Origin of the sequence: Kitasatospora sp. NPDC101157, assembly GCF_044768255.1 — a bacterium.
In the GTDB taxonomy this organism is placed as follows: domain Bacteria; phylum Actinomycetota; class Actinomycetes; order Streptomycetales; family Streptomycetaceae; genus Kitasatospora.
On record NZ_JBIWPL010000016.1, the window covers coordinates 182,829 to 202,865 of the forward strand.

At 71.2% G+C, this 20,037-nt stretch carries 14 protein-coding genes; 6 read left to right on the top strand and 8 right to left on the bottom strand.

Annotated elements, in window-relative coordinates; genetic code table 11:
* Window positions 1–15 precede the first annotated feature (15 nt).
* A complete protein-coding gene (locus ACIRVF_RS28010) occupies window positions 16–1,272 on the top strand; it encodes an aspartate aminotransferase family protein (RefSeq protein ID WP_402823449.1) in 1,257 nt (418 codons plus the stop codon).
* Window positions 1,273–1,405: 133 nt separating this feature from the next.
* Here the strand turns inward: ACIRVF_RS28010 and ACIRVF_RS28015 are convergent, their stop codons facing one another.
* From ACIRVF_RS28015 to ACIRVF_RS28045, 7 genes are read right to left on the bottom strand one after another with little or no spacing between them, the layout of a single operon-like run.
* The gene (locus ACIRVF_RS28015) at window positions 1,406–3,751 is read right to left on the bottom strand and encodes a sulfatase-like hydrolase/transferase (protein WP_402823452.1); all 2,346 of its coding nucleotides are present in this window, start codon (window positions 3,749–3,751) and stop codon (window positions 1,406–1,408) included.
* Entirely contained in the window at window positions 3,748–5,352 is a 1,605-nt protein-coding gene (locus ACIRVF_RS28020) for an ABC transporter ATP-binding protein (RefSeq protein WP_402823455.1), read from the bottom strand. The genes ACIRVF_RS28015 and ACIRVF_RS28020 overlap by 4 nt, the downstream gene beginning before the upstream one ends.
* Window positions 5,349–6,200 (bottom strand): ABC transporter permease, encoded by an 852-nt coding sequence (locus tag ACIRVF_RS28025; protein WP_402823457.1) that lies wholly within the window; start codon window positions 6,198–6,200, stop codon window positions 5,349–5,351. The genes ACIRVF_RS28020 and ACIRVF_RS28025 overlap by 4 nt, the downstream gene beginning before the upstream one ends.
* A gap of 4 nt (window positions 6,201–6,204) precedes the next feature.
* The gene (locus ACIRVF_RS28030; RefSeq protein WP_402823460.1) at window positions 6,205–7,149 is read right to left on the bottom strand and encodes an ABC transporter permease; all 945 of its coding nucleotides are present in this window, start codon (window positions 7,147–7,149) and stop codon (window positions 6,205–6,207) included.
* Between the two features lie 12 nt (window positions 7,150–7,161).
* Window positions 7,162–8,751 (bottom strand): ABC transporter substrate-binding protein, encoded by a 1,590-nt coding sequence (locus ACIRVF_RS28035; RefSeq protein WP_402823463.1) that lies wholly within the window; start codon window positions 8,749–8,751, stop codon window positions 7,162–7,164.
* A gap of 44 nt (window positions 8,752–8,795) precedes the next feature.
* Window positions 8,796–9,989, bottom strand: coding sequence for an ROK family protein (locus ACIRVF_RS28040; RefSeq protein ID WP_402823466.1), 1,194 nt, complete (start codon window positions 9,987–9,989; stop codon window positions 8,796–8,798).
* A 33-nt stretch (window positions 9,990–10,022) separates the two neighbouring features.
* Window positions 10,023–10,970 (bottom strand): TauD/TfdA dioxygenase family protein, encoded by a 948-nt coding sequence (locus ACIRVF_RS28045; RefSeq protein WP_402823469.1) that lies wholly within the window; start codon window positions 10,968–10,970, stop codon window positions 10,023–10,025.
* Window positions 10,971–11,554: 584 nt separating this feature from the next.
* Between ACIRVF_RS28045 and ACIRVF_RS28050 the strand changes: the two genes are divergently transcribed.
* Window positions 11,555–12,898 carry a GH1 family beta-glucosidase gene (locus ACIRVF_RS28050; RefSeq protein WP_402823472.1) on the top strand — a complete coding sequence of 448 codons (1,344 nt, stop codon included), beginning with the start codon at window positions 11,555–11,557 and terminating at the stop codon, window positions 12,896–12,898.
* Between the two features lie 573 nt (window positions 12,899–13,471).
* On the opposite strand, the gene ACIRVF_RS28055 is transcribed toward ACIRVF_RS28050, so the two are convergent.
* Window positions 13,472–14,239 (bottom strand): hypothetical protein, encoded by a 768-nt coding sequence (locus ACIRVF_RS28055; RefSeq protein WP_402823475.1) that lies wholly within the window; start codon window positions 14,237–14,239, stop codon window positions 13,472–13,474.
* A 574-nt stretch (window positions 14,240–14,813) separates the two neighbouring features.
* On the opposite strand from ACIRVF_RS28055, the gene ACIRVF_RS28060 reads away from it, so the two are divergent.
* The 4 genes from ACIRVF_RS28060 (at window position 14,814) to ACIRVF_RS28075 (ending at window position 20,013) form a co-directional block, all read left to right on the top strand.
* Window positions 14,814–16,454: a glycoside hydrolase family 27 protein gene (locus ACIRVF_RS28060; RefSeq protein ID WP_402823543.1), complete on the top strand. Its 1,641-nt coding sequence runs from the start codon at window positions 14,814–14,816 to the stop codon at window positions 16,452–16,454.
* Between the two features lie 332 nt (window positions 16,455–16,786).
* Window positions 16,787–17,881 carry a sugar ABC transporter substrate-binding protein gene (locus tag ACIRVF_RS28065; protein ID WP_402823478.1) on the top strand — a complete coding sequence of 365 codons (1,095 nt, stop codon included), beginning with the start codon at window positions 16,787–16,789 and terminating at the stop codon, window positions 17,879–17,881.
* 78 nt (window positions 17,882–17,959) lie between these two features.
* The gene (locus ACIRVF_RS28070; protein ID WP_402823481.1) at window positions 17,960–18,739 is read left to right on the top strand and encodes an ATP-binding cassette domain-containing protein; all 780 of its coding nucleotides are present in this window, start codon (window positions 17,960–17,962) and stop codon (window positions 18,737–18,739) included.
* The gene (locus ACIRVF_RS28075; RefSeq protein WP_402823484.1) at window positions 18,736–20,013 is read left to right on the top strand and encodes a sugar ABC transporter permease; all 1,278 of its coding nucleotides are present in this window, start codon (window positions 18,736–18,738) and stop codon (window positions 20,011–20,013) included. The genes ACIRVF_RS28070 and ACIRVF_RS28075 overlap by 4 nt, the downstream gene beginning before the upstream one ends.
* The last annotated feature ends 24 nt before the right edge of the window (window positions 20,014–20,037 follow it).

Consider the following 20,037-nt stretch of genomic DNA (forward strand, 5'->3'; position numbering starts at 1 on the left):
GGCAGGGGCGATCCCATGGCCCTGGAATCATCACGCTCGGCCTTCGAGCGAGCCCGCCGCAGCATCGGCGGGGGTGTGGGGTCGGGCCTGCGCGCCGCGATGCCTCCCCATCCGCTCTTCGTGCGCGAGGCGCGGGGCGCGTACGTGTGGGACCTGGACGGCGACCGGTACACCGACTACGTGATGGCCTGGGGCCCGCTCGTCCTCGGTCACGGGGACCCGCGCGTGGTGTCCGCCGTGACCGAGGTCGCGACCAGGATGCAGGTCGTCGGAACCGGCCACCCGCTCGAATACCTCGCGGCGGAAGCGGTCCTCGCGGCCGTACCGCACGGCGAGCGACTGCTGTGGAGCAACACGGGGACCGAAGCGGTGCAGGTGGCGCTGCGCCTCGCGCGGGCCGCCACCGGGCGCCGCCGCGTCCTCAAGTTCGCCAAGAGCTACCACGGCTGGCACGACACGGTGTACGCCGGGATGTCGGAGGACGACTGCGACCGCGCCGCCACTCCCGGCGGGCCGGGGCAGTCGGCCAGTGTGCTGGACGACCTGGTCGTGGCGCGCTTCAACGACGTGGAGCTGGCCGAGCGCCTGCTGAGTGAGTCCGTCGAGCGCGACATCGCGGCCGTGCTCGTCGACCCGGTGATGAGCAACGCGGGCGTCGAGGCACCCGCACCGCAGTTTCTGTCGACGCTGCGAACCCTCTGCGACGGGCACGGCGTCGTCCTCGTCTTCGACGAGGTGATTGCCGGGTTCCGGATCGCCCGGGGCGGGGCGGCCGAGAAGTACGGCGTACGGCCCGACCTGTCCGTCTTCGGGAAGGCGATGGCGGGCGGTTTCACCCAGAGCGCCGTCGTCGGCCGGGCCGAACTCGTCGACCAGGTGACGGCCGGCGTCGTGCACGCCGGAACCTTCAACGCCAACCCGATCGCGCTGGCGGCCGTCGAGGCGACGATGCGCGTCCTGGCCGATCCCGCGGTCTACGAGCACCTCGAACGGACCTCGTCCGAGTTCGAGAGCCTCGTCGGCGGTGCTCTCGGCTCATCTCCTGACTTCGGCCGCTTCAACCGGGTCGGCTCGCTCCTCCAGTACGTCCCCGCCGGTGGGGCCACCGGGCTCCACGGAACCGGCGGGCTCTGGACCGAGATCCTCGAAGGGATGCTGCGCCAGGGCTTCCTGTTCATGCCGTCCGGCAAGGTCTTCCTCAGCACGGCGCACACCACCGCCGACATCGAGGCGACGGCCGAGGCCCTCCACCGGTTCCTGGAGAAGTTCTGATCCCAGGCTCGAGCCCCCACGTGTGAGCCCCACCTACTCCGAACCAGGCCGTGTGTCCCCCCGCGGCCTGGTTCGGTCCACCTCCCGCAAGACACCATTCCGATCCGGGCCGCCGGTGGTCTCGAAGAGACGCTCATTCGAAGGCCGCGGCCGCCTCCGTCAGGGCCTGGGCGACGGTCTCCGGGTCGTAGGGGGCGGGGTCGCCGGGGATGTAGGTGACGCAGCGGAGGCCGCCGGTGTAGCGGAAGGAGCGGTGGCGTTCGTGGACGGGCCAGGACACCGGGGACTTGCGGTCGATGCCCACGCTGATGCCCTGGAACGGGGCCATGCCGATCAGCTGGTGGACAGGGCCCAGTCGGCCCGCCTCCCTTCCGTCGACGGTGAGCCGGAACTCCCACTTGAGGTCCGCGACGGCCGCCGCCTCGACGGTGATCAGACGGGTGCCCGCCGGGACCGCGCCCGCCTCCGTCTCGAACAGTTCGCCGTACTGGTTGTAGGCGAAGTGCAGTCGGCCGTCCTCGATGTAGAGGCTGTAGCCGCCGCCCTGGTCGCCGTGCGAGACCAGCACGCCCTGGTCGCCCTCGGCGTGGTGGTCGAGGGCGGTCTCGATAGTGAAGGAGCGGAAGGCGATCAGCCGGGACGAGCGGTAGCGTTCGAGCTCGGGGGTGCCGGGAAGGAGAATGACCGGGCGGCGCAGGCGTTCGGCCTCCGGGCCGCGCAGGGCGAGGGCCCCGCTGCCGTCGGCGAGTGGGAAGACGCCGTTGCGCCAGGCGGCCGCCTCCCAGGCTGCGGACAACTCCGCGACCAGTTCCTGGTGTTGGTCGGCGACGTCGTGGATCTCAGTCGGGTCGGCACGCAGGTCGTACAGCGCCCACTCGCTGTCGTCGTACGGGGCGCCGGGGCGGTGCAGGGTGACCAGCTTCCAGCCGTCGCGGTAGTAGCTGCGGTTGCCGGTCATCTCGCAGTACTGCTCGGCGTGGGTGCTTTCCGCTCCGGCGGAGCGCAGGACAGGGGTGAAGCTGACGCCGTCCAGGCCCTGGACGGGCTCGCCGCGGCGTGACGACGGCCTTTCCACGCCTGCGAGTTCGAGCAGGGTCGGCAGGATGTCCGTGACGTACTGGTACTGGGCCCGGACGCCGCTGTCGCCCTCGGAGCGCGGGAGGCCGGCGGGCCAGGACAGGACGAACGGGACGCGCACGCCGCCCGCGTACGTCTGGCCCTTGTAGAGGCGGAACGGGGTGTTGGAGGCCATGCCCCAGCCGCGCGGGTAGTGGACGAGGCTCTGCGGCCCGCCGATCAGGCCGATCTCGCGCTCGACGTCCGGGTTCCAGTCGTCGGGGAGGCGGGGGTGGTGGACGAAGCGGCTGAAGTAGCTGCGGGTGCCCTCGGCGCCGCCCTCGCCGGTGCCGCCGTTGTCGGAGGTGAACAGGATGATGGTGTTGTCGAGTTCGCCGAGGGCGGCGAGGGTGTCGGTGAGGCGGCCGAGGTTCTGGTCGACGTTGTCGACCATCGCCGCGTACACCTCCATGTAGCGGGCGTACAACTTCTGCTGGACCGGGGTGAGTTCGTCCCAGGGGCCGACCTCGTACCCGGCCTCGGAGTTGCGGTCGGGCAGTTCGGTGCCGGGCGGGAAGTGGCCGGCGGCGAGCTGGCGGGCGAAGCGGGAGGTGCGCAGTTCGTCCCAGCCGCCGTCGTAGCGGCCCCGGTGGCGGGCGAGGTCCTCGGGCTTGGCCTGGAGCGGGCCGTGGACGGCGTTGTGGGCGAGGTAGAGGAAGAACGGCTTGTCGGCGTCGTGGGCGCGCAGGGACTTGACCATGGCGATGGCCTGGTCGGTGATGTCGTCGGTGTAGTAGTAGCCGTCCGGGAACTCGTCGATGTCCAGCGGGCTGTTGTCGCGGACGAGTTGGTGCGGGTGGAAGAGGCTGGTGAGGCCCTCCAGGACGCCGTAGTACTGGTCGAAGCCCTTCTGCAGCGGCCAGTTGGCGCGGTTGTCGGCGGCGCTGGAGGCGGAGTCGCGGGTGAGGTGCCACTTGCCGACGGCGTAGGTGGCGTAGCCGTTGTCGTGGAGGAGTTCGGCGAGGGTGGGGATGTCCCCGGCGACCTCCATGCCGTAGCCGGGGAAGCCGGGGTCGGCGTTGGCGACGAAGGAGTAGCCGACGCGGTGCGGATTGAGGCCGGTCAGCAGGGCCGCGCGGGCGGGCGAGCAGAGCGGCATGGTGTGGTAGTTGGCGAGCCGGACGCCGGTGGCCGCGAGCCGGTCGAGGGTGGGGGTGGGGATCTCGGCGCCGAACGGGCCGATGTCGCTGTAGCCCATGTCGTCGATGAGCACGACGACGATGTTGGGCGCGCCCTCGCGCGGGCGGACCCTGCTGGGCCAGGCGGGCGTGGACTCGGCGAAGGTGCGGCCGACGGTGCCGGGGAAGCCGGCGTACGGGTCGCGGTGGTGCGGGTCGTCGGGGGTGGCGGTGGGGCTGGTCATGCGGTGCTCCGGATGGTGGGTCGCGAGCTGGGTCGGACCGCGTCGAGGCGCGGGACGGCGGCCAGGAGTTCGGCCGTGTAGGGGTGTTCGGGGGCGGTGACGACGCGGTCAGCGGGGCCGGTCTCGACGATCCGGCCGCGGTGCATCACGGCGATCCGGTGGCTGACCCGGCGCACGACGGCGAGGTCGTGGGCGATGAAGAGGACGGCCAGGCCCAGTTCGCGCTGTAGCCGGGTGAGCAGGTCGATGACCTGGGCCTGGATCGAGACGTCGAGGGCGGAGACCGGTTCGTCGCAGATGAGCACGCTCGGTTCGGGCGCCAGCGCGCGGGCGATGCCGATGCGTTGGCGCTGGCCGCCGGAGAAGGCGCGCGGGTACCGGTCGGCCGTCGCCGGGTCGAGGCCGACCTGGCGTAGCAGTTCGGCGACCCGGGCGGTGCGCTGGGCGCGGTCGCCGATGCGGTGGTTGATCAGCGGTTCGGCGATGATCTGGCCCACGCTCATCCGGGGGTTGAGCGAGGAGTACGGGTCCTGGAAGACCATCTGGATCTCCCGGCGCGGCGTCCGGCCGAGCTCCTCGCCGCGAAAGCGGATGCTGCCCTCGGAGGGTGCGTGCACCTGGACGAGGGCCTTGGCGAGCGTGGACTTCCCGGAGCCGGATTCGCCGACCAGGCCGAGGGTTTCACCGGGGTGCAGGGCGAGGTCGACGCCGTCGAGGGCGGTGACGGTCCGACGTCGCGAGCCGTAGGTCTTGCGCAACCCGGTGACGGAGAGCAGGGGTTGGGCGCCGGGGGTGCTGTTGGTGGCGGCGGCGGACGGGGTCTCCAGTCGGGGGACGGCGGCCAGCAGGGCCTGGGTGTAGGGGTGTTGGGGCGCTTCGATGATGTCGGCGGTCTCGCCCTGCTCGACGATCCGGCCCTCGCTCATGACGAGGAGGCGGCGGCAGGTCCGGGCGATGACGCCGAGGTCGTGGCTGATGACGACGAGGGCGATGCCGTTCTCCCGGTTGATCCGGGTGAGCAGACGCAGGATCTGCTGCTGGACGGTCGGGTCGAGCGCGGTGGTGGGCTCGTCGGCGACGAGCACCTCCGCGTCGTGGGCGAGCGCGAGGGCGATCATGATGCGCTGGCGCTGCCCGCCGGAGAACCGGTGCGGATGGTCGCGCAGCCGCCCGGCCGCGTCCGGGATGCCGACGAGGTCGAGCAACTGGACGGCGCGAGAACGGCGTTCGGCGCGTGCGAGAGTGCTGTGGGCGCGCAGCGCCTCGTCCAGCTGCTTGCCGATCGTGAGGACCGGGTTGAGCGAGGACATCGGGTCCTGGAAGATCATCGCGATGCGCCGGCCCCGCAGGGCCCGGAGCCCGTCCTCGGGGAGCTCGGCGAGGTCCTGGCCGAGCAGTTCGACCGAGCCGCCGGTGATCCGGCCGCCGGACGGGAGCATGCGCAGCAGGGCGAGCGCGGTGGTGGACTTGCCGGAGCCGGACTCGCCGACGATGCCGAGGGTGTCGCCGGGGGCGAGGTCGAAGCCGGCGCCGTCGACCGCGGCTTCCTTCGCCCCCTCGAACTCCACGGTGAGGTCGCGTACGTGCAGGGCGGCGGTCATCGGCGGATCCCCCGGTTCAGGGCCTCGGCGACCAGGGTGAAGCCGAGCACCAGTGCGGTGGTGGCCGCCAGCGGGCCGGCGGCGAAGGAGGGGTCGGTGGCGAGGTAGTCGACGGACTGGCTGAGGATGCTGCCGAGGGTGGGTTCCGGCGGCCGGACGCCCAGGCCGAGGAAGCTCAGCGCGCCCTCGACGAAGACGCCGACGGAGAGCGCCACGGCGGTCTGGACGATCAGCGGGTCAACGGCGTTGGGCAGGACGTGCCGCAGCAGGACCCTGCCCCGGGTGGCGCCGCCGACCCGGGCGGCCACCGCGTACTCGCGTTCCTGCTGGACGAGGATTCCGCCGCGCAACTGTCGTCCGAAGTAGGGGACTTCGGCGATCGCGATGACGAGTGCGACGGTCCAGCGGCCGGGCCCGAGCACGGCGGTGACGGCGAGCCCGAGGATCAGGCCGGGGAAGGAGAGCAGCAGGTCGAAGACCCGCTGGACGGCGAGGTCGGCCCACCGGGAGCTTGCGGCCAGCAGGGCGCAAGCGCAGCCGAGCAGGGCCCCGGCCGGGACGGCGAGCAGGATGATCGAGAGGTCGGTGCCGATGCCACGGAGCACCCGGGCGAACAGGTCGCGCCCCAGGTCGTCGGTGCCGAAGGGGTGTTCGGGGCCGGGCCCGGCGAGGGCGAGGGGGCCCTGTGCGTTGGGGTCGGTGCCGCTGAGCAGCGGAGCGAGCAGTCCGGCGAGGGCGACGACGCCGACCAGGGCGAGGCCGGCGAGGCCGCGCCAGGTCAACAGGCCTGTCAGATACCGGTTCCGGGAGCGGGCGCCGGAGCGAGAAGGGGCAGTGGCGGTGGTCATCGGGTCACTCCCACCGGACTCGTGGGTCGAGCCAGGCGTACGCGAGGTCGGTGAGCAGTTGGACGGTGACGTAGGCGGCGACGACGAGCAGCAGGAGGTCCTGGACGACGGGGTAGTCCCGCCGCAGCACGCCCTGTTCGATCAGCTGGCCGAGACCGGGCCAGGCGAAGATCCGCTCCACCAGGACCGCCCCGGCGATGAGTTGGCCGATCTGGAGGCCGAGCACGGTGACGGCGGGCGGCAGGGCGTTGGGCAGCGCGTGCTGCCACAGGATGCGCCGGCGCGAGACGCCGAGGGCGGTCGCGGTGCGCACGTAGTCCTCGCCGAGGGCCCGGTCGATGCCGTTCTTCAGGTAGTGGGCGAGGACGGCGGCGCTGGGCAGAGCCAGGCAGAGGGCGGGCATCAGCAGGTACTGGACGGCCAGGTCGGGGGCGTCGAGCAGGGACTCGTGCCCGCCGGCCGGGAGCAGGCCGAGGGTGACGGCAAAGAGGAGGACGAGGAGGAGGCCGGTGACGAACGGCGGCACGGCGAGGACGGCCGTGGTGACAGCCTGGACGGTCGCGGCGACCGCGCGGTGCCTGGTGGTGGTGCCGAGGACGGCCAGCGGCAGGGCGAGGAGGACGACCAGCAGCAGGGCGCCGAGCGTGAGTTGGACGGTGGCGGCGAGGCCGTTGCCGATCAGGTCGGAGACCTGGCCGCCGATCGCGTAGCTGGGCCCGAGGTCCCCGGTCAGCAGGTGACCGAGCCAGTGCGCGTACTGGCTGAACAGTGGCTGGTTCAGCCCGAGTTGGGCGCGGATGGCGTCGACTGTGGCCGGGGTGGCGTCCGGGCCGGCCAGGGTGGTGGCCGGATCGCCGGGGATCAGCCGCAGGATGAGGAAGACCAGGAAGGAGGCGAGGAGGAGGACGAGCAGCCCGCTGGGGAGCCGTTTGAGGAGGAAGGTGCGCACGGTCGGACTCCGTCAGGTGGTGAGGAAGGCGTCGTCGAGGTTGAGGTAGCCGAACTTGTTGAGGTCCGCGCCGCGGACCTTGCTGCCGGCGACCTCGATCAGGCCGGCGATGGCCAGGTCGATCACGAAGGACTCGTCCAGCAGGATTTCGGTGATCTGCTGGTGGAGGGCCTTGGCCTCGGCGCTGTCGCTGTCGGGGCGGTTCCAGGCCTTCTGCACCACGTCCGTGTAGGCGGGGGAGCTGAAGTGGGAGCTGTTCTTGGCCTCGTTGAACGGGTAGGCGCTCACCGCAAGCGTGGCGGGCTGGAGTTGGGCGAAGCCGTGGCTGAGCGTCCACAGCGCGGGCATGGACTGCGAGATGAGCTGCTTCTGCATCGTCGGCGAGTCGGTGGGCTGCAGCACGGTCTGGATGCCGACCTGCTGAAGGTCGTACTGCAGGATCTGCGCGATGGCGGTGGCGCCGGGGTCGGCGGAGTGGGCGAACGGGAGGGTGATGGGGCCGACCCCGGCCTCGTTGAGCAGGGCGCGGGCCCGGTCGGGGTCGTGGTGGTAGCGGGTGGCGTCGGCCTCGCGGTAGGCGGGGGAGGACTTCGGCCAGGGGGTGGAGGAGATGGTGCCGTAGCCGCCGAGTGCCTGCTGGAGGAAGCGGTCGCGGTCGATCGCCCAGGCGATGGCCTGGCGGACGCGCTTGTCCCCGACGTGCTCGGCGGTGAGGTTCGCGCCGATGTAGTAGGCGCCGGCGCCGGTGTCGTACTGCTTGATCCGGAACAGCGGATCGTTCCTGAGGGTGGCGACGTCCTTGCCGCGGACGTTGTACGAGAGGTGGGTCTGCCCGGTGCGCAGGGAGGACAGGAGGGACTCGGCCTGCGGGACGACCCGGATCTCGACGCCGTCGAGGTGGGGGCGGCCCGGGCTCCAGTAGTCCGGGTTGCGGGCGAAGCTGATCGAGGAGCCCGGCCGGCGCTCGGTGAAGGTGAACGGGCCGGTGCCGATCAGACGGGTGCCGGCGACGGCGTCCTCGACGGTGGCCGAGTCCGGGATGATCATGAACTCGAAGAGGTCGAAGAGGTTGCTGACCGGGTGGGCCAGGACCAGGGTCAGCTCGAAGTCGCCGTTCTTGCGGAAGTCGGTGACGGCGGCGGCGGTGGCGCGCAACTGGGCGGAGCGGGCCGGGTTCTGGAGGTTCTTGACGGCGAACACGACGTCGTCGGCGGTGAACCGGCGCCCGCCGTGGAAGTGCACGCCCTCGCGCAGCTTGAGCGTGACGCTCCTGCCGTCCGGGGCGACCTGCCAGGAGGTGGCGAGCTCGGGCTGCGGGCGGAGCTGGTCGTCGTACCTGGTCAGGGTGTTGAAGACGAGGCGCTGCACGAGGGTGTTGGCGCTCTGGGCGAAGAGCAGGCCGGGGGTGAAGTCGATCCCGGTGCCGACGGTGAGGACGCCGCCCCTGCGCGGTCCGGCTGACCCGCCGGCGGCGGAGGAGGCGGCCGTGTCGGCGGCCGACCGGCAGGCCGCCAGCGCCAGCAGGCCGGCTCCGGCGAGGCCGCCGCGCAGCAGGGCGCGGCGGGTCACGCCGTGGGCGGGTGGTGTGGTGAACGCGGTCATCGGACGGGGTCCTTCGGTCGGGGCGGTTTCGGTGTCGGCCCTGTTCAGGCGAGGGTGCGGTAGGGGCGGGCGTACAGCTCGCCGAGGACGGCCGCGCCGGCCGCCACGGCGAGGGCGTCGGCCCCGCGCTGCTGGGCGATCAGCAGGTCGGCGTCCCGGTGCAGGTGCGAGCAGAGGGCGAACTCGCTGCGGACGACGTCCAGGTAGACCGGGTCGAGGAGGGCGAAGGTCTCGGTGAGGACGAGCAGGTCGGGGTTGACGACGTCGGCGAGCAGGGCGAGCGCGCGCCCGATCACCCGGGCGCGCTCGCGGACCAGCCGGTCCGCCCGCCGGTCGCCCTCCCGGACGGCGGCGATCAGCCCGGCCCGGTCCGGCCCGGCGGTGATCCCCTCCCGGGCGGCCGCCGCGAACAGCGTCGTGTCCGAGGCGGCCACCGCGAGACAGCCGCGCCGGCCGCAGTGGCATGGTTCGTCGCTGTCCGGGACCGGCAGGTGGCCGACGTCGCCGGTCGGGGACGGCGGTCCGAGGTGGACCGCACCCGCGACCGCCAGCGCCGCGTCCACCACGTGGCCGACGAACAGCTGCACCACGCTCCGGCGGGCCGCCGGATGGCCGAACAGGATTTCGGCCCGGGCGAGCGCCCGGGCGTGGTTGTCGACCTGGACGGGGAGCCCGGTGGCCTCCCGGAGCAGGTCGCGCAGGGGCACGTCCCGCCATTTCAAGGGATCGTGATGGACCGTCATTCCGCGCGCCGGGTCAACCGCGCCGCCCGTCACCGCGCCCAGCCCGACCACCGTCCGCCCGCCGCGCCGGGCGGCGATCAGCCGGGGCAGGCGCGCCAGCAGCGGCCTCAGGACGGCGAATCCGGTGTGACCACGGTGGGAGATCTCCTGCCGGTACAGCACCCGGCCGCGCAGGTCGAGCAGGGCGAAGGTGGTGTAGGGCAGGCCGATGTGCAGACCGGCCACTGCGAGGCGGTCGGTGTCGACGTCCACCGGGAGCTGCGGGCGGCCGAGGGTGCCGGTGCCCGACAGCTCCGGGTGCTCGCGCAGGAGTCCGACTCCCATGAGGTCCACCACCTGCCGGGACACCGCGGAGGCGCTGAGCCCGGTGAGCGCGGCGACCCGGCTGCGGGCGACCGGCCCGTGGTCGAGCACCGTGCGCAGGACGGCGGCGGCGTTGGCGTCCCGGCGGTCGTCCCCGGCACGGGGAAGGGCTCCGGCCGTCATGGTCGTCATGGTCGTCATGGTCATCGGTCCCGTCGGCGCGGATCAGGCGGTTTCGAGCTCCTCGGCGGGGACCAGCCCGGCCACCCGCGGCGGGTCGGCAGGCTCCAGCAGGCGGCTGGGGGTGCCGTCCACGCCCACCGGCAGGTCCCCGTCCAGGGTGATCCGGCGGACCAGGCGCGGGTCGTCCCCGTAGTCGGCGACGGCGTAGTGCTGGGTGGCGCGGTTGTCCCAGATCGCGACGTCGCCGACCTGCCAGTCCCAGCGGACGGTGTTCTCCAGCCGCTCGACGTACCGCTGGAAGATGCCGATCAGGGCCCGGCTGTCGGCGCCGGAGACGCCCCGGATGCTCTGGGCGAAGGCGCCGAGCAGGAGCGTGCGCTCGCCCGTCACCGGGTGCACCCGCACGACCGGGTGCTCGGTCTTGAACGCGGTGGAGACGAACACCTCGCGGAACAGCCTCGCCACCTCGGCGTTGTCGGCCAGCTCAGGCCGCAGGGCCAGGCTCGCGGCGTAGTCGTAGTCGTTGGTGTGGACGGCGCGCAGGCCATCGGCGAGGGCCTTCAACGGCGCGGGCAGGTCCTGGTAGGCCGCGGCCGTGTTGGCCCAGACCGTGCTGCCGCCGGCCGTCGGAAGTTCCAGGGCGCGCAGGATCGACGCCTTGGGGTAGTTCGGGACGAACGTGACGTCGGTGTGCCAGTTGTTGGCGCGCACGCCCTTCGTCGCGTCCAGCTCGAAGATGTAGCGGCCGTCCGCGCTGGGGACGGTAGGGTGCCCGACCGGGTGGCCCAGCAGACGGGCGAAGGCCTCGTGCCCGGCGTCGTCGAGGTGCTGCTGGCCACGGAAAAAGAGCACCTTGTGCTCGTAGAGGGCGGCTTCGAGGGCGGCGACGGTCCCGGCGGGCAGGTCGCCCCCGAGGCGTACGTCGTGCACGACGGCACCGATCCGGCCGGCGGCGGGGGTGAGGCGGAGTTCGGTCAGGGCAGGGGTCATGACGGTTCCCTTCGACTGCGCTTGCGTGATGATGGTGCGACGGAGCACGACGGAACCCGGCGGCACGGCGGACTTCCGGCCGAGGGGTGCGTGAAGAGGAGTTCCAGCGAGTGGTCAGTGCGCGAGCGCGCGGCGACAACACCGGCAGCGAGCGGGAACCGGGCACGGAACAGGGCGATCGGCGGTGTGCACGGCCCCTCCTTCCGGTTCGCTGCGAGTGGGCTCGGCGCTCATCGTGCTGAACGCCGCAGCCAGATGTCAATCACCAACTTGCCTACTGAGAGCGGGCGTTGCCGCGCCATGGCCGCATGTTGCGGCAGGTGTCGCAGAAATGACGGGCGTGCTTCGCCCGGGAATCAGACCTTGTCCCGGGCTCGTGCCGACGACTAACTTGCGGAGCGGAAGTAAGCCCCTCGGGCTCGTGCGCCTCCGCAGCGGGAGGACCCGCCGCTGCGGGGCTTCCTTGGTTCTGCTCGCTTGAGGAGGGGACGGGACAGCCCTCCTGGCCTGAGAGCGTGGCCTCTGGCGCGTCGGCATGAAGTCGCTAACATGAGTGCTCCTCATGTTTCTGTCTGGAGGCTGCCATGCCGGACCGTCTCGACCTGCCGGCGGGCTTCCGCTGGGGTGTTGCCACAGCCGCGTACCAGGTCGAGGGGGCGGTGGCCGAGGACGGGCGGGGCCCGTCCGTCTGGGACACCTTCTGTGCTCGCCCCGGCGCCGTGCGGGACGGGCACACCGGGGCGGTGGCCTGCGACCACTACCACCGGTACGCCGAGGACATCGCGCTGATGCGCGGCCTCGGGCTGGACGGTTACCGCTTCTCCGTCGCCTGGCCCCGCGTCCTGCCCACCGGATCCGGTGCGGTCAACCCCGCCGGTTTCGCCTTCTATGACCGCCTCGTCGACGCCCTGCTGGAGACGGGCGTCACCCCGCTGCCCACCCTCTTCCACTGGGACCTCCCGCAGGCCCTGGAGGACGAGGGCGGCTGGCTGAACCGCGACACCGCGCACCGCTTCGCCGACTACGCCGCCGTGGTCGCCGACCGGTTGGGCGACCGTGTACCCGCCTGGATCACCCTCAACGAGCCCTTCGTCCACACCGTGTTCGGTTACGCCCTGGGCATCCACGCCCCCGGCCGCACCCTGATGTTCCAGGCCCTCCCGGCCGCCCACCATCAGCTCCTCGCCCACGGGCTGGCGGCATCCCTGCTCCACGACCGCGGCCTGGAGGTGATGCTCTCCAACAACCTCACCCTGGTCGAGCCGGCCTCAGACTCCGCCGAGGACGTGGCCGCCGCCGCTGCCTACGACGCCCTCCACAACCGCCTGTTCACCGACCCCCTCCTGCTCGGCCGCTACCCCGACCTCGCCGCCCTCGGCGTCCCCGACGACATCTACGGCGCCGTGCGCGACGGCGACCTCGACCTCATCCACGCCCCCGGCCTCGACGGCCTCGGCCTCAACTTCTACAACCCCACCCGCGTCGCCGCCCCCACGCAGCCTGGCCTGCCCTTCGACCTGGTCGCCATCCCCGACGTCCCCCACACCGCCTTCGGCTGGCCCGTCGTCCCCGAAGCCCTCACCCGCCTCCTCCTCTCCCTCCGCGACACCTACGGCAAGGCCCTCCCACCCATCACCATCACCGAGAACGGCTGCTCCGTCACCGAGGCAACCACCCCCGACCAGCCCCGCATCGACTACCTCGCCACCCACCTCGATGCCCTCGCCGCCGCCACCGCCGAGGGCATCGACATCCGCGGCTACTACACCTGGTCCCTCCTCGACAACTTCGAATGGGCCGAGGGGCTGTTCCGTCAGAGGTTCGGTCTCGTTCACGTCGACTTCGAGACGCAGCGGCGCACTCCGAGGGCCTCGTACGCCTGGTATCGCGACCTGATTGCCGCCCATCGTGCCCACCACTCGCCGTAGTTGGCCGCTGGCCGCTGCGGAGCTGCCAGCGCTGCACGTTGCTGATCGCGGTCGGTACGAGCACGGCGGCGAAGCGGCCCCGGGTCAGGTTCCGGACGAAGGGCAGCTCCTGGGTCGGCTCGTGGAACGGGCGGCCCTCCGTGTCCTCGGTGCCCAGGCTGTCCTTGGCCGACTCGGGGTTGGTGGCGTGCCTGCTGCGCTTGAAGCGCACCTCGAGGACGGGTTTGAGCTTGCCGTCGACCAGCAGGAACCGGTCGCACAGCAGGGTGTTGTGCACCAGCGGGATCTTCTCGGTGCCGCTGAGCTGGTAGTCCGTGCGACCCGCGTCGCCCGAGGAGCCGCGGCCGGTCAGCTGTAGACCGCGCCGGGGTCCGTCCTGGCGATGGACTGGCGCAGCACCACCACGTACGTGCCGTCCGAGATCTACGTCAGTCGGTGCGGGACCGTTCGGCCTCCTGGCGTCGACCGGTCTCTCAGCCGTGCCCTGCCGCCATCCGGAGGCCCCGACGTCCGGACCCGGTTCCGACGACAGGCGGGTCCGAACGCCTGCGGCCGGCAGTTGCGGGACAGCCGCTAGACGGTTGATCCGCCGCCGGAGGTGTTGCTCCACCAGGCGCTGTAGGCGTTCAGGGAGTACCGCTTCTGCACGCCACCGGTCGAGGTGATCTCGATGCCGAACTGCATGGTGTCGAAGGTGGTGTTGCGCAGGAGGTTCTGCGACGCGGCCCAGCGCCAGACCGCCGAGGCGTCGACGGTACCGGTGCTGCTCTGCTGGGCGGGGATGAGCTGCAGGACGTTCCAGCCGGGATCGGCCCGCCAGACCGAGGCGTACAGGACGCCACCGATGGTCACGTTGGACGCGATCCGCGTTCCCCAGCCGCCGGCCGCCGTGCCGGACCAGCTGGTGAAGACCATGATCTCGTCCTGGTTGCCGGTCGACCAGAGGTCGCCCGTCCAGTCCCACCAGTCACCGCCGGCGACGGGAGCCGACGAGGTGTTGTACCAGAAGCCCGCCGAGTTCAACTGCGACAGCGGCGTCTGGGGCCGGACCCCGGTGTTCGGGTAGGACTTGACCCCGCCGCCGGAGTGGTTGGCATCGACGTACCACGACTTGATGCTGTTCACGGTCAGGCACTGCGGGCCGTGGTTCTGGCCCCAGACGTCGTTGTAGACCGTCCAGGTGCCCTGGGTGTACTGACCCCACTGGTCGCAGGTGGAGTACACCTGGGCCTGCGCCGGAGTCGCGAAGCTCAGGAACCCGGCGATCACGGCGGCGATCAGGGCCGGCCGACCGAACCGGGCCGACCTGCTGCTGATGGATTCAAGGGTTTGCCATCTCATGTGTCCCTCCAAGGGCGGCGATGCATCTGTCACGGCCCCCGGTCTGGTGGTGGGACCGGGCTCGCCGGATGCAGGTGCGCAGTGTCGAAGCGCTTGGCTGGACGGTAATGACGGGGCGTCTGCTCAGCAAGACTCCGTGCAGGAAGACACATTTCTTCCATGGCATCACTGTCGAAAGCGCGTCGAATGACATCGACGCCCGCCGTGGCCTGCGCGGAACAGCTCCCTGTCCTGGTGAACGTGTTGGAACGCAGGGAAACTGAGGTCCCATCAGATGAAAGTGGCCGCGCCAGGGGGCGGCCACCGGGCGGCGCGCAGTGCTGCGAGAAGGGTTGACACTGTGTGCCGGGTGCTGGAAGCTCCCATTGGCCGACGCCGGGGACCTTCACCCCGGTGGTTTTTTGCGACTGATTGTTAGCGCTAACAGACCGGAAGGCGCACCGGAAACCGGCGTGCAGTGCTCCCTGTCCGGAGCCCCACCTCCCGCAACGGTGGGGCCCGGTCCGGCCCTGGGATTGTCATGCCCACGAAGATTCACCTCCGCCATCACCCCACCCACCAGGAGGCGACCACCATGCTCCATGCGAACCCGCGCAGGACGCTTGCCTGCGTCCTCTCGGCGTTGCTCCTGTCCTTGGCGCTTCCGCTGCTCTCGCTGGCCGCGGCCCCGCCGGCTGCGGCGCTGGGCAACGGTCTGGCGCTCACGCCGCCGATGGGTTTCAACGACTGGAACGCCTACGGCTGCAACGTCTCCGAGCCGCTGATCAAGAGCACGGCGCTGGCCATGCACAACAACGGCATGCAGGGTGCCGGCTACCAGTACGTCAACATCGACGACTGCTGGATGACCCACACCCGGGGCTCCGACGGGCGCCTGGTACCCGATCCGAACAAGTTCCCGGACGGGATCAAGGGCACCGCCGACTACGTCCACTCGCTGGGGCTGAAGCTGGGCATCTACGAGGACGCCGGACTGCAGACCTGCGGCGGTTTCCCGGGCAGTCTGGGCCACGAGACCACGGACGCGCAGACCTTCGCCGACTGGGGCGTGGACTACCTGAAGTACGACAACTGCTACGCGGGACCCGGCTGTTCGCTCAACTCCTGCCCCAACGGCTCCAAGGTGCCCGCGCAGACCCGGTACATCACGATGCGCGACGCCCTGGCCGCGACCGGCCGCCCCATCCTGTTCAGCCTGTGCAGCTGGGGCGAGGACAGCGTGTGGACCTGGGGCGCCGGCGTCGGCAACAGCTGGCGCACCACCGGCGACATCAGCGCCAGCTTCAACAGCATGTTGTCGATCTTCCACAGCAACGTGAACCTGGCCGCCTACGCCGGGTCCGGTCACTGGAACGACCCGGACATGCTGGAGGTCGGCAACGGGCCGCTCACCGACACCGAGAGCCGTTCGGAGTTCAGCCTGTGGGCGGAGATGGCGGCTCCATTGATCGCCGGCACCAACATCGCCTCCGCGAGCCCGGCCACCCTGGCGACGCTCACCAATCCCCGGGTGATCGCGGTGGACCAGGACCCGCTCGGCAAGCAGGGCGTCCTGGTGTCCTCCGCCGGCGGCCTCGACGTGCTGGCCAAGCCGCTGGCGAACGGCGACGTCTCGGTGGCCCTGTTCAACGAGACCGGATCGACCGCGACCATCAGCACCTCCGCCGCCGCGATCGGGAAGACCGGCGCCGCCGGCTACAACCTCACCGACCTCTGGTCCGGCGCGACTTCGACCACCACCGGCACCATCAGCGCCTCGGTGCCGGCGCACGGCACCGCCATGTTCCGCGTCGCGGGCGGCACCAGCGGCGGAACGAACCAGACCGGCCCGGTGCACGCGGTCGGCGCGGGCAAGTGCCTGGACGTGCCGAACTCGACCACCACCCCGGGCACCCAGGTGCAGATCTGGGACTGCAACGACCAGCCGAACCAGACCTGGACCGGCACCGCCTCCGGCCAGCTGACGGTCTCCTCGGGCGGCACCCGGATGTGCCTGGACGCGTACAACGGCCAGACCGCGCCCGGCACCAAGGTCGAGATCTGGACCTGCAACGGACAGCCCAACCAGCAGTGGACCCGGAACGCCGACGGCACCGTCACCGGCGTCCAGTCCGGACTCTGCCTGGACGTCAGCGGAGCGTCGACGGCGAACGGCGCGCTGGTCCAGCTGTGGGCCTGCAACGGGCAGAGCAACCAGCAGTGGAAGCTCGGCTGACCACCGCTCGAAGCCCTGCTCGCGGCCCCGCTCGAAGCCCTGCTCGAAGCCCCGCTCGAAGGTCCGCTCGAAGGTCCATCCGGGCCCGGCCCCGGCTCGCCCACAGGGCGGTGCCGGTGTCGGGCCCGGATGCGTGAGCGGTCGGTGGCCGCCGGGGGTGTTGCGCACGAAGGGTCGGCACGAGGGGTTGGCGGGCCTCACCGTAGGCCGTATGTTGTCGCAGGCAACAAAAGGGCCCCGGTTGCTTCCCCGCTGCGTGCCCGTGCCCTTCCCCGCCCTTCGTCAGCCGCACGTCCGGCGCTGTTCGGACACGCCTCGAAAGGACCCTGCCGATGCGCAAGGGATTCCTGTTCGCCACCGCTGCCGTGTCAGCGGCCCTGCTCGCCACGGTCACCGCCTGCAGTTCCTCGGGCTCCGGTGCCGGCCCGGCGGGCGCCAAGAAGCCGAAGATCGGCGTGATCCTGCCGGACAGCAAGTCGTCCGTCCGCTGGGAGACCGCGGACCGGCCGTACCTCGCCGCGGCCTTCAAGGCTGCCGGTGTGGACTACGACATCCAGAACGCCGAGGGCGACAAACAGGCGTTCCAGACCATCGCCGACCAGATGATCACCAGCGGCGTGAACGTCCTGGTCATCGTCAACCTGGACAGCGGCACCGGCAAGGCCGTCCTCGACAAGGCCAAAGCACAGGGCGTGGCCACCATCGACTACGACCGGCTCACCCTCGGCGGCTCCGCCCAGTACTACGTCAGCTTCGACAACACCCAGGTCGGCAAGCTCCAGGGCGAGGGCCTGACCAAGTGCCTGACCGAGACGGGCGCCAAGAACCCCGTCGTCGCCGAACTCAACGGCTCCCCGACGGACAACAACGCCACCCTGTTCGCCGACGGCTACAACAGTGTGCTGGACCCGAAGTACGCCTCCGGGGAGTACACCAAGGGTCCCAACCAGTCGGTGCCCGACTGGGACGACGCCCAGGCCCAGACCATCTTCGAGCAGATGTACACCAGCCGGCCGGACGTCGCCGGCGTGCTCGCGGCCAACGACGGGCTGGCGAACGCGGCCATCGCCGTGCTGCGCAAGAACCACCGCAACGGGCAGGTGCCGATCACGGGTCAGGACGCCACCGTGCAGGGCCTGCAGAACATCCTGGCAGGCGACCAGTGCATGACCGTCTACAAGGCCGTGAAGAAGGAGGCCGACGCGGCGTCCGCCCTCGCGGTGGAGCTGGCGGGCGGCAAGAAGAGCCAGACCAAGGCCACCGTCAACGACCCGACGGGCAAGCGTGACGTGCCGGCGGTGCTGCTGGCTCCCGAAGCCGTCCACAAGGACAACATCCAGGACGTCATCGCCGACGGCTACGTCACCAAGGCGCAGCTGTGCACCGGCGACTACGAGGCGCTGTGCACGAAGGCCGGCATCAAGTAGCGCGAGCGCCGGCCGTACCAGTGGGTCCCGGCAGCCTGTGGACGGGGCCCACTCCGCCAACCCCCAGGAGCCTCACCCATGACAGACACACCGACCCTCGAACTGCGCGGGATCAACAGGAGCTTCGGCCCCGTCCAGGTCCTGCACGACGTCGCGCTCAGCGCCTACGCGGGAGAGGTCACGGCCCTCGTCGGCGACAACGGAGCGGGCAAGTCGACGCTCGTCAAGTGCATCGGCGGGATCCACCCCATCGACGCCGGGGACTACCTCTTCGAAGGCCGGCCGGTCCAGGTGCACAGTCCGCGCGACGCCGCCGCGCTCGGCGTGGAGATCGTCTACCAGGACCTCGCGCTGTGCGACAACCTCGACATCGTGCAGAACATGTTCCTGGGCCGGGAGAAGCGGCGAGGCCTCGTGCTCGACGACTCGACCATGGAGGAGATGGCCGCCGCGACCCTCAAGGGGCTGTCGGTACGCACCGTCAAGTCACTTCGCCAGAAGGTCTCCAGCCTCTCGGGCGGCCAGCGCCAGACGGTGGCCATCGCCAAGGCGGTGCTGTGGAACAGCAAGCTCGTGGTCCTCGACGAGCCCACCGCGGCGCTGGGCGTCGCCCAGACCGCGCAGGTGCTGCAACTCGTGCGGCGGCTGGCCGACAACGGGCTGGCAGTCGTCCTCATCTCGCACAACATGAACGACGTCTTCGCGGTCTCCGACCGGATAGCCGCCCTCTACCTCGGCCGGACGGCCGCTCAGGTCAAGGCCTCCGACGTGACCCATGCCCAGGTCGTCGAACTGATCACCTCGGGCCGCAGCGGCGACCTGGGCCCTCGGACCACCCCCAACGGAGCCGCCGCATGACCTCCGCCCTCGCCTCCCAGAAGCCCGAGCGGCCGAACCGCCCCACCGACTCCGCGCAAGACCGGCCCCCGACCGCCGGCCTGGGTGACATCGGCCGCCGCTACGTCGAGCAGGTGCGCGCGGGCGAGCTCGGTGCCCTCCCCGCCATCGCCGGCCTGGTCGTCCTCTGCGTGTTCTTCTCCCTCCTGCGCCCGGTCTTCCTGTCCAACCTGAACTTCGCCAACCTGCTCACCCAGAGCGCGGGCAGCATAGCCATCGCCACGGGGCTGGTCTTCGTCCTGCTCCTCGGCGAGATCGACCTGTCCGCCGGGTACGCCAGCGGCGTCTGCGCCGCGGTCCTGGCCATCCTGCTGACCAACCACGGCTGGCCCTGGTACGCCGCGGTGGCCGCCGCCGTGCTGACCGGTGCGGTCATCGGCCTGCTCATCGGCACGCTCGTCGCCAAGGTCGGCATCCCCTCCTTCGTGGTGACGCTGGCCGCGTTCCTCGGATTCCAGGGCGTCGTCCTGATCCTGCTGAAGGAAGGCACGAACGTCTCCGTCAAGGACCCCACCATCCTGGCCATCGCGAACGACAACCTCAGCCCCGTCCTCGGCTGGGTCCTGCTGGCCTGCTGCGCCGCCGGGTACGCCGCCCTGCAACTGCGCCGCAGCCGCGACCGGCGCGGCCGGGGCCTCCCCGGCACCCCGGCGGTACTCCTCGCCCTCCGGACCGGTGCCGTCGTCGTGCTCGGCAGCGTGGCCGTGTACCTGCTCAACCAGGAGCGCAGCCGCAACATCGCCATCGGCTCCCTCACCGGCGTGCCCATCGTCGTGCCCGTGATCGGGGCCCTCGTCCTGCTCGGGACGTTCACCCTGCAGCGGACCGGCTTCGGCCTGCACATCTACGCCGTGGGCGGCAGCGCCGAAGCCGCCCGCCGGGCCGGGATCAACGTCGCCTTCATCCGCACCGCCGCTTTCGTCATCTGCTCCTGCCTGGCGGCCGTCGGCGGCATCATCGCCGCCTCCCGGGGCAACTCCGTGGACCCCAACACCGGCGGCAGCAACGTTCTGCTGCTCGCCGTCGGCAGCGCCGTCATCGGCGGCACCAGCCTGTTCGGCGGTCGCGGCCGCGTCGTCGACGCCGTCCTGGGCGGCCTGGTCGTCGCGGTGATCCAGAACGGCATGGGCCTGATGGGGTACAGCTCGGGCGTCAAGTACGCTGTCACGGGCTCGGTTCTGCTGGTGGCCGCCGGTGTGGATGCCATGTCCCGCCGCCGCACAGCCCGACGATGAGCCCATTCCAACGCTGAGGGTGGC

Excerpts from the sequence above, each read along its gene's own strand:
- ACIRVF_RS28050 (WP_402823472.1), top strand. The coding sequence starts at position 11,555 with ATGCCGGACCGTCTCGACCTGCCGGCGGGCTTCCGCTGGGGTGTTGCC.
- ACIRVF_RS28070 (WP_402823481.1), top strand. The coding sequence starts at position 17,960 with ATGACAGACACACCGACCCTCGAACTGCGCGGGATCAACAGGAGCTTC.
- ACIRVF_RS28020 (WP_402823455.1), bottom strand. The coding sequence starts at position 5,352 with ATGACCGCCGCCCTGCACGTACGCGACCTCACCGTGGAGTTCGAGGGG.
- ACIRVF_RS28040 (WP_402823466.1), bottom strand. The coding sequence starts at position 9,989 with ATGACGACCATGACGGCCGGAGCCCTTCCCCGTGCCGGGGACGACCGC.
- ACIRVF_RS28035 (WP_402823463.1), bottom strand. The coding sequence starts at position 8,751 with ATGACCGCGTTCACCACACCACCCGCCCACGGCGTGACCCGCCGCGCC.
- ACIRVF_RS28015 (WP_402823452.1), bottom strand. The coding sequence starts at position 3,751 with ATGACCAGCCCCACCGCCACCCCCGACGACCCGCACCACCGCGACCCG.
- ACIRVF_RS28075 (WP_402823484.1), top strand. The coding sequence starts at position 18,736 with ATGACCTCCGCCCTCGCCTCCCAGAAGCCCGAGCGGCCGAACCGCCCC.
- ACIRVF_RS28065 (WP_402823478.1), top strand. The coding sequence starts at position 16,787 with ATGCGCAAGGGATTCCTGTTCGCCACCGCTGCCGTGTCAGCGGCCCTG.
- ACIRVF_RS28045 (WP_402823469.1), bottom strand. The coding sequence starts at position 10,970 with ATGACCCCTGCCCTGACCGAACTCCGCCTCACCCCCGCCGCCGGCCGG.
- ACIRVF_RS28060 (WP_402823543.1), top strand. The coding sequence starts at position 14,814 with ATGCTCCATGCGAACCCGCGCAGGACGCTTGCCTGCGTCCTCTCGGCG.
- ACIRVF_RS28025 (WP_402823457.1), bottom strand. The coding sequence starts at position 6,200 with ATGACCACCGCCACTGCCCCTTCTCGCTCCGGCGCCCGCTCCCGGAAC.
- ACIRVF_RS28010 (WP_402823449.1), top strand. The coding sequence starts at position 16 with ATGGCCCTGGAATCATCACGCTCGGCCTTCGAGCGAGCCCGCCGCAGC.
- ACIRVF_RS28055 (WP_402823475.1), bottom strand. The coding sequence starts at position 14,239 with ATGAGATGGCAAACCCTTGAATCCATCAGCAGCAGGTCGGCCCGGTTC.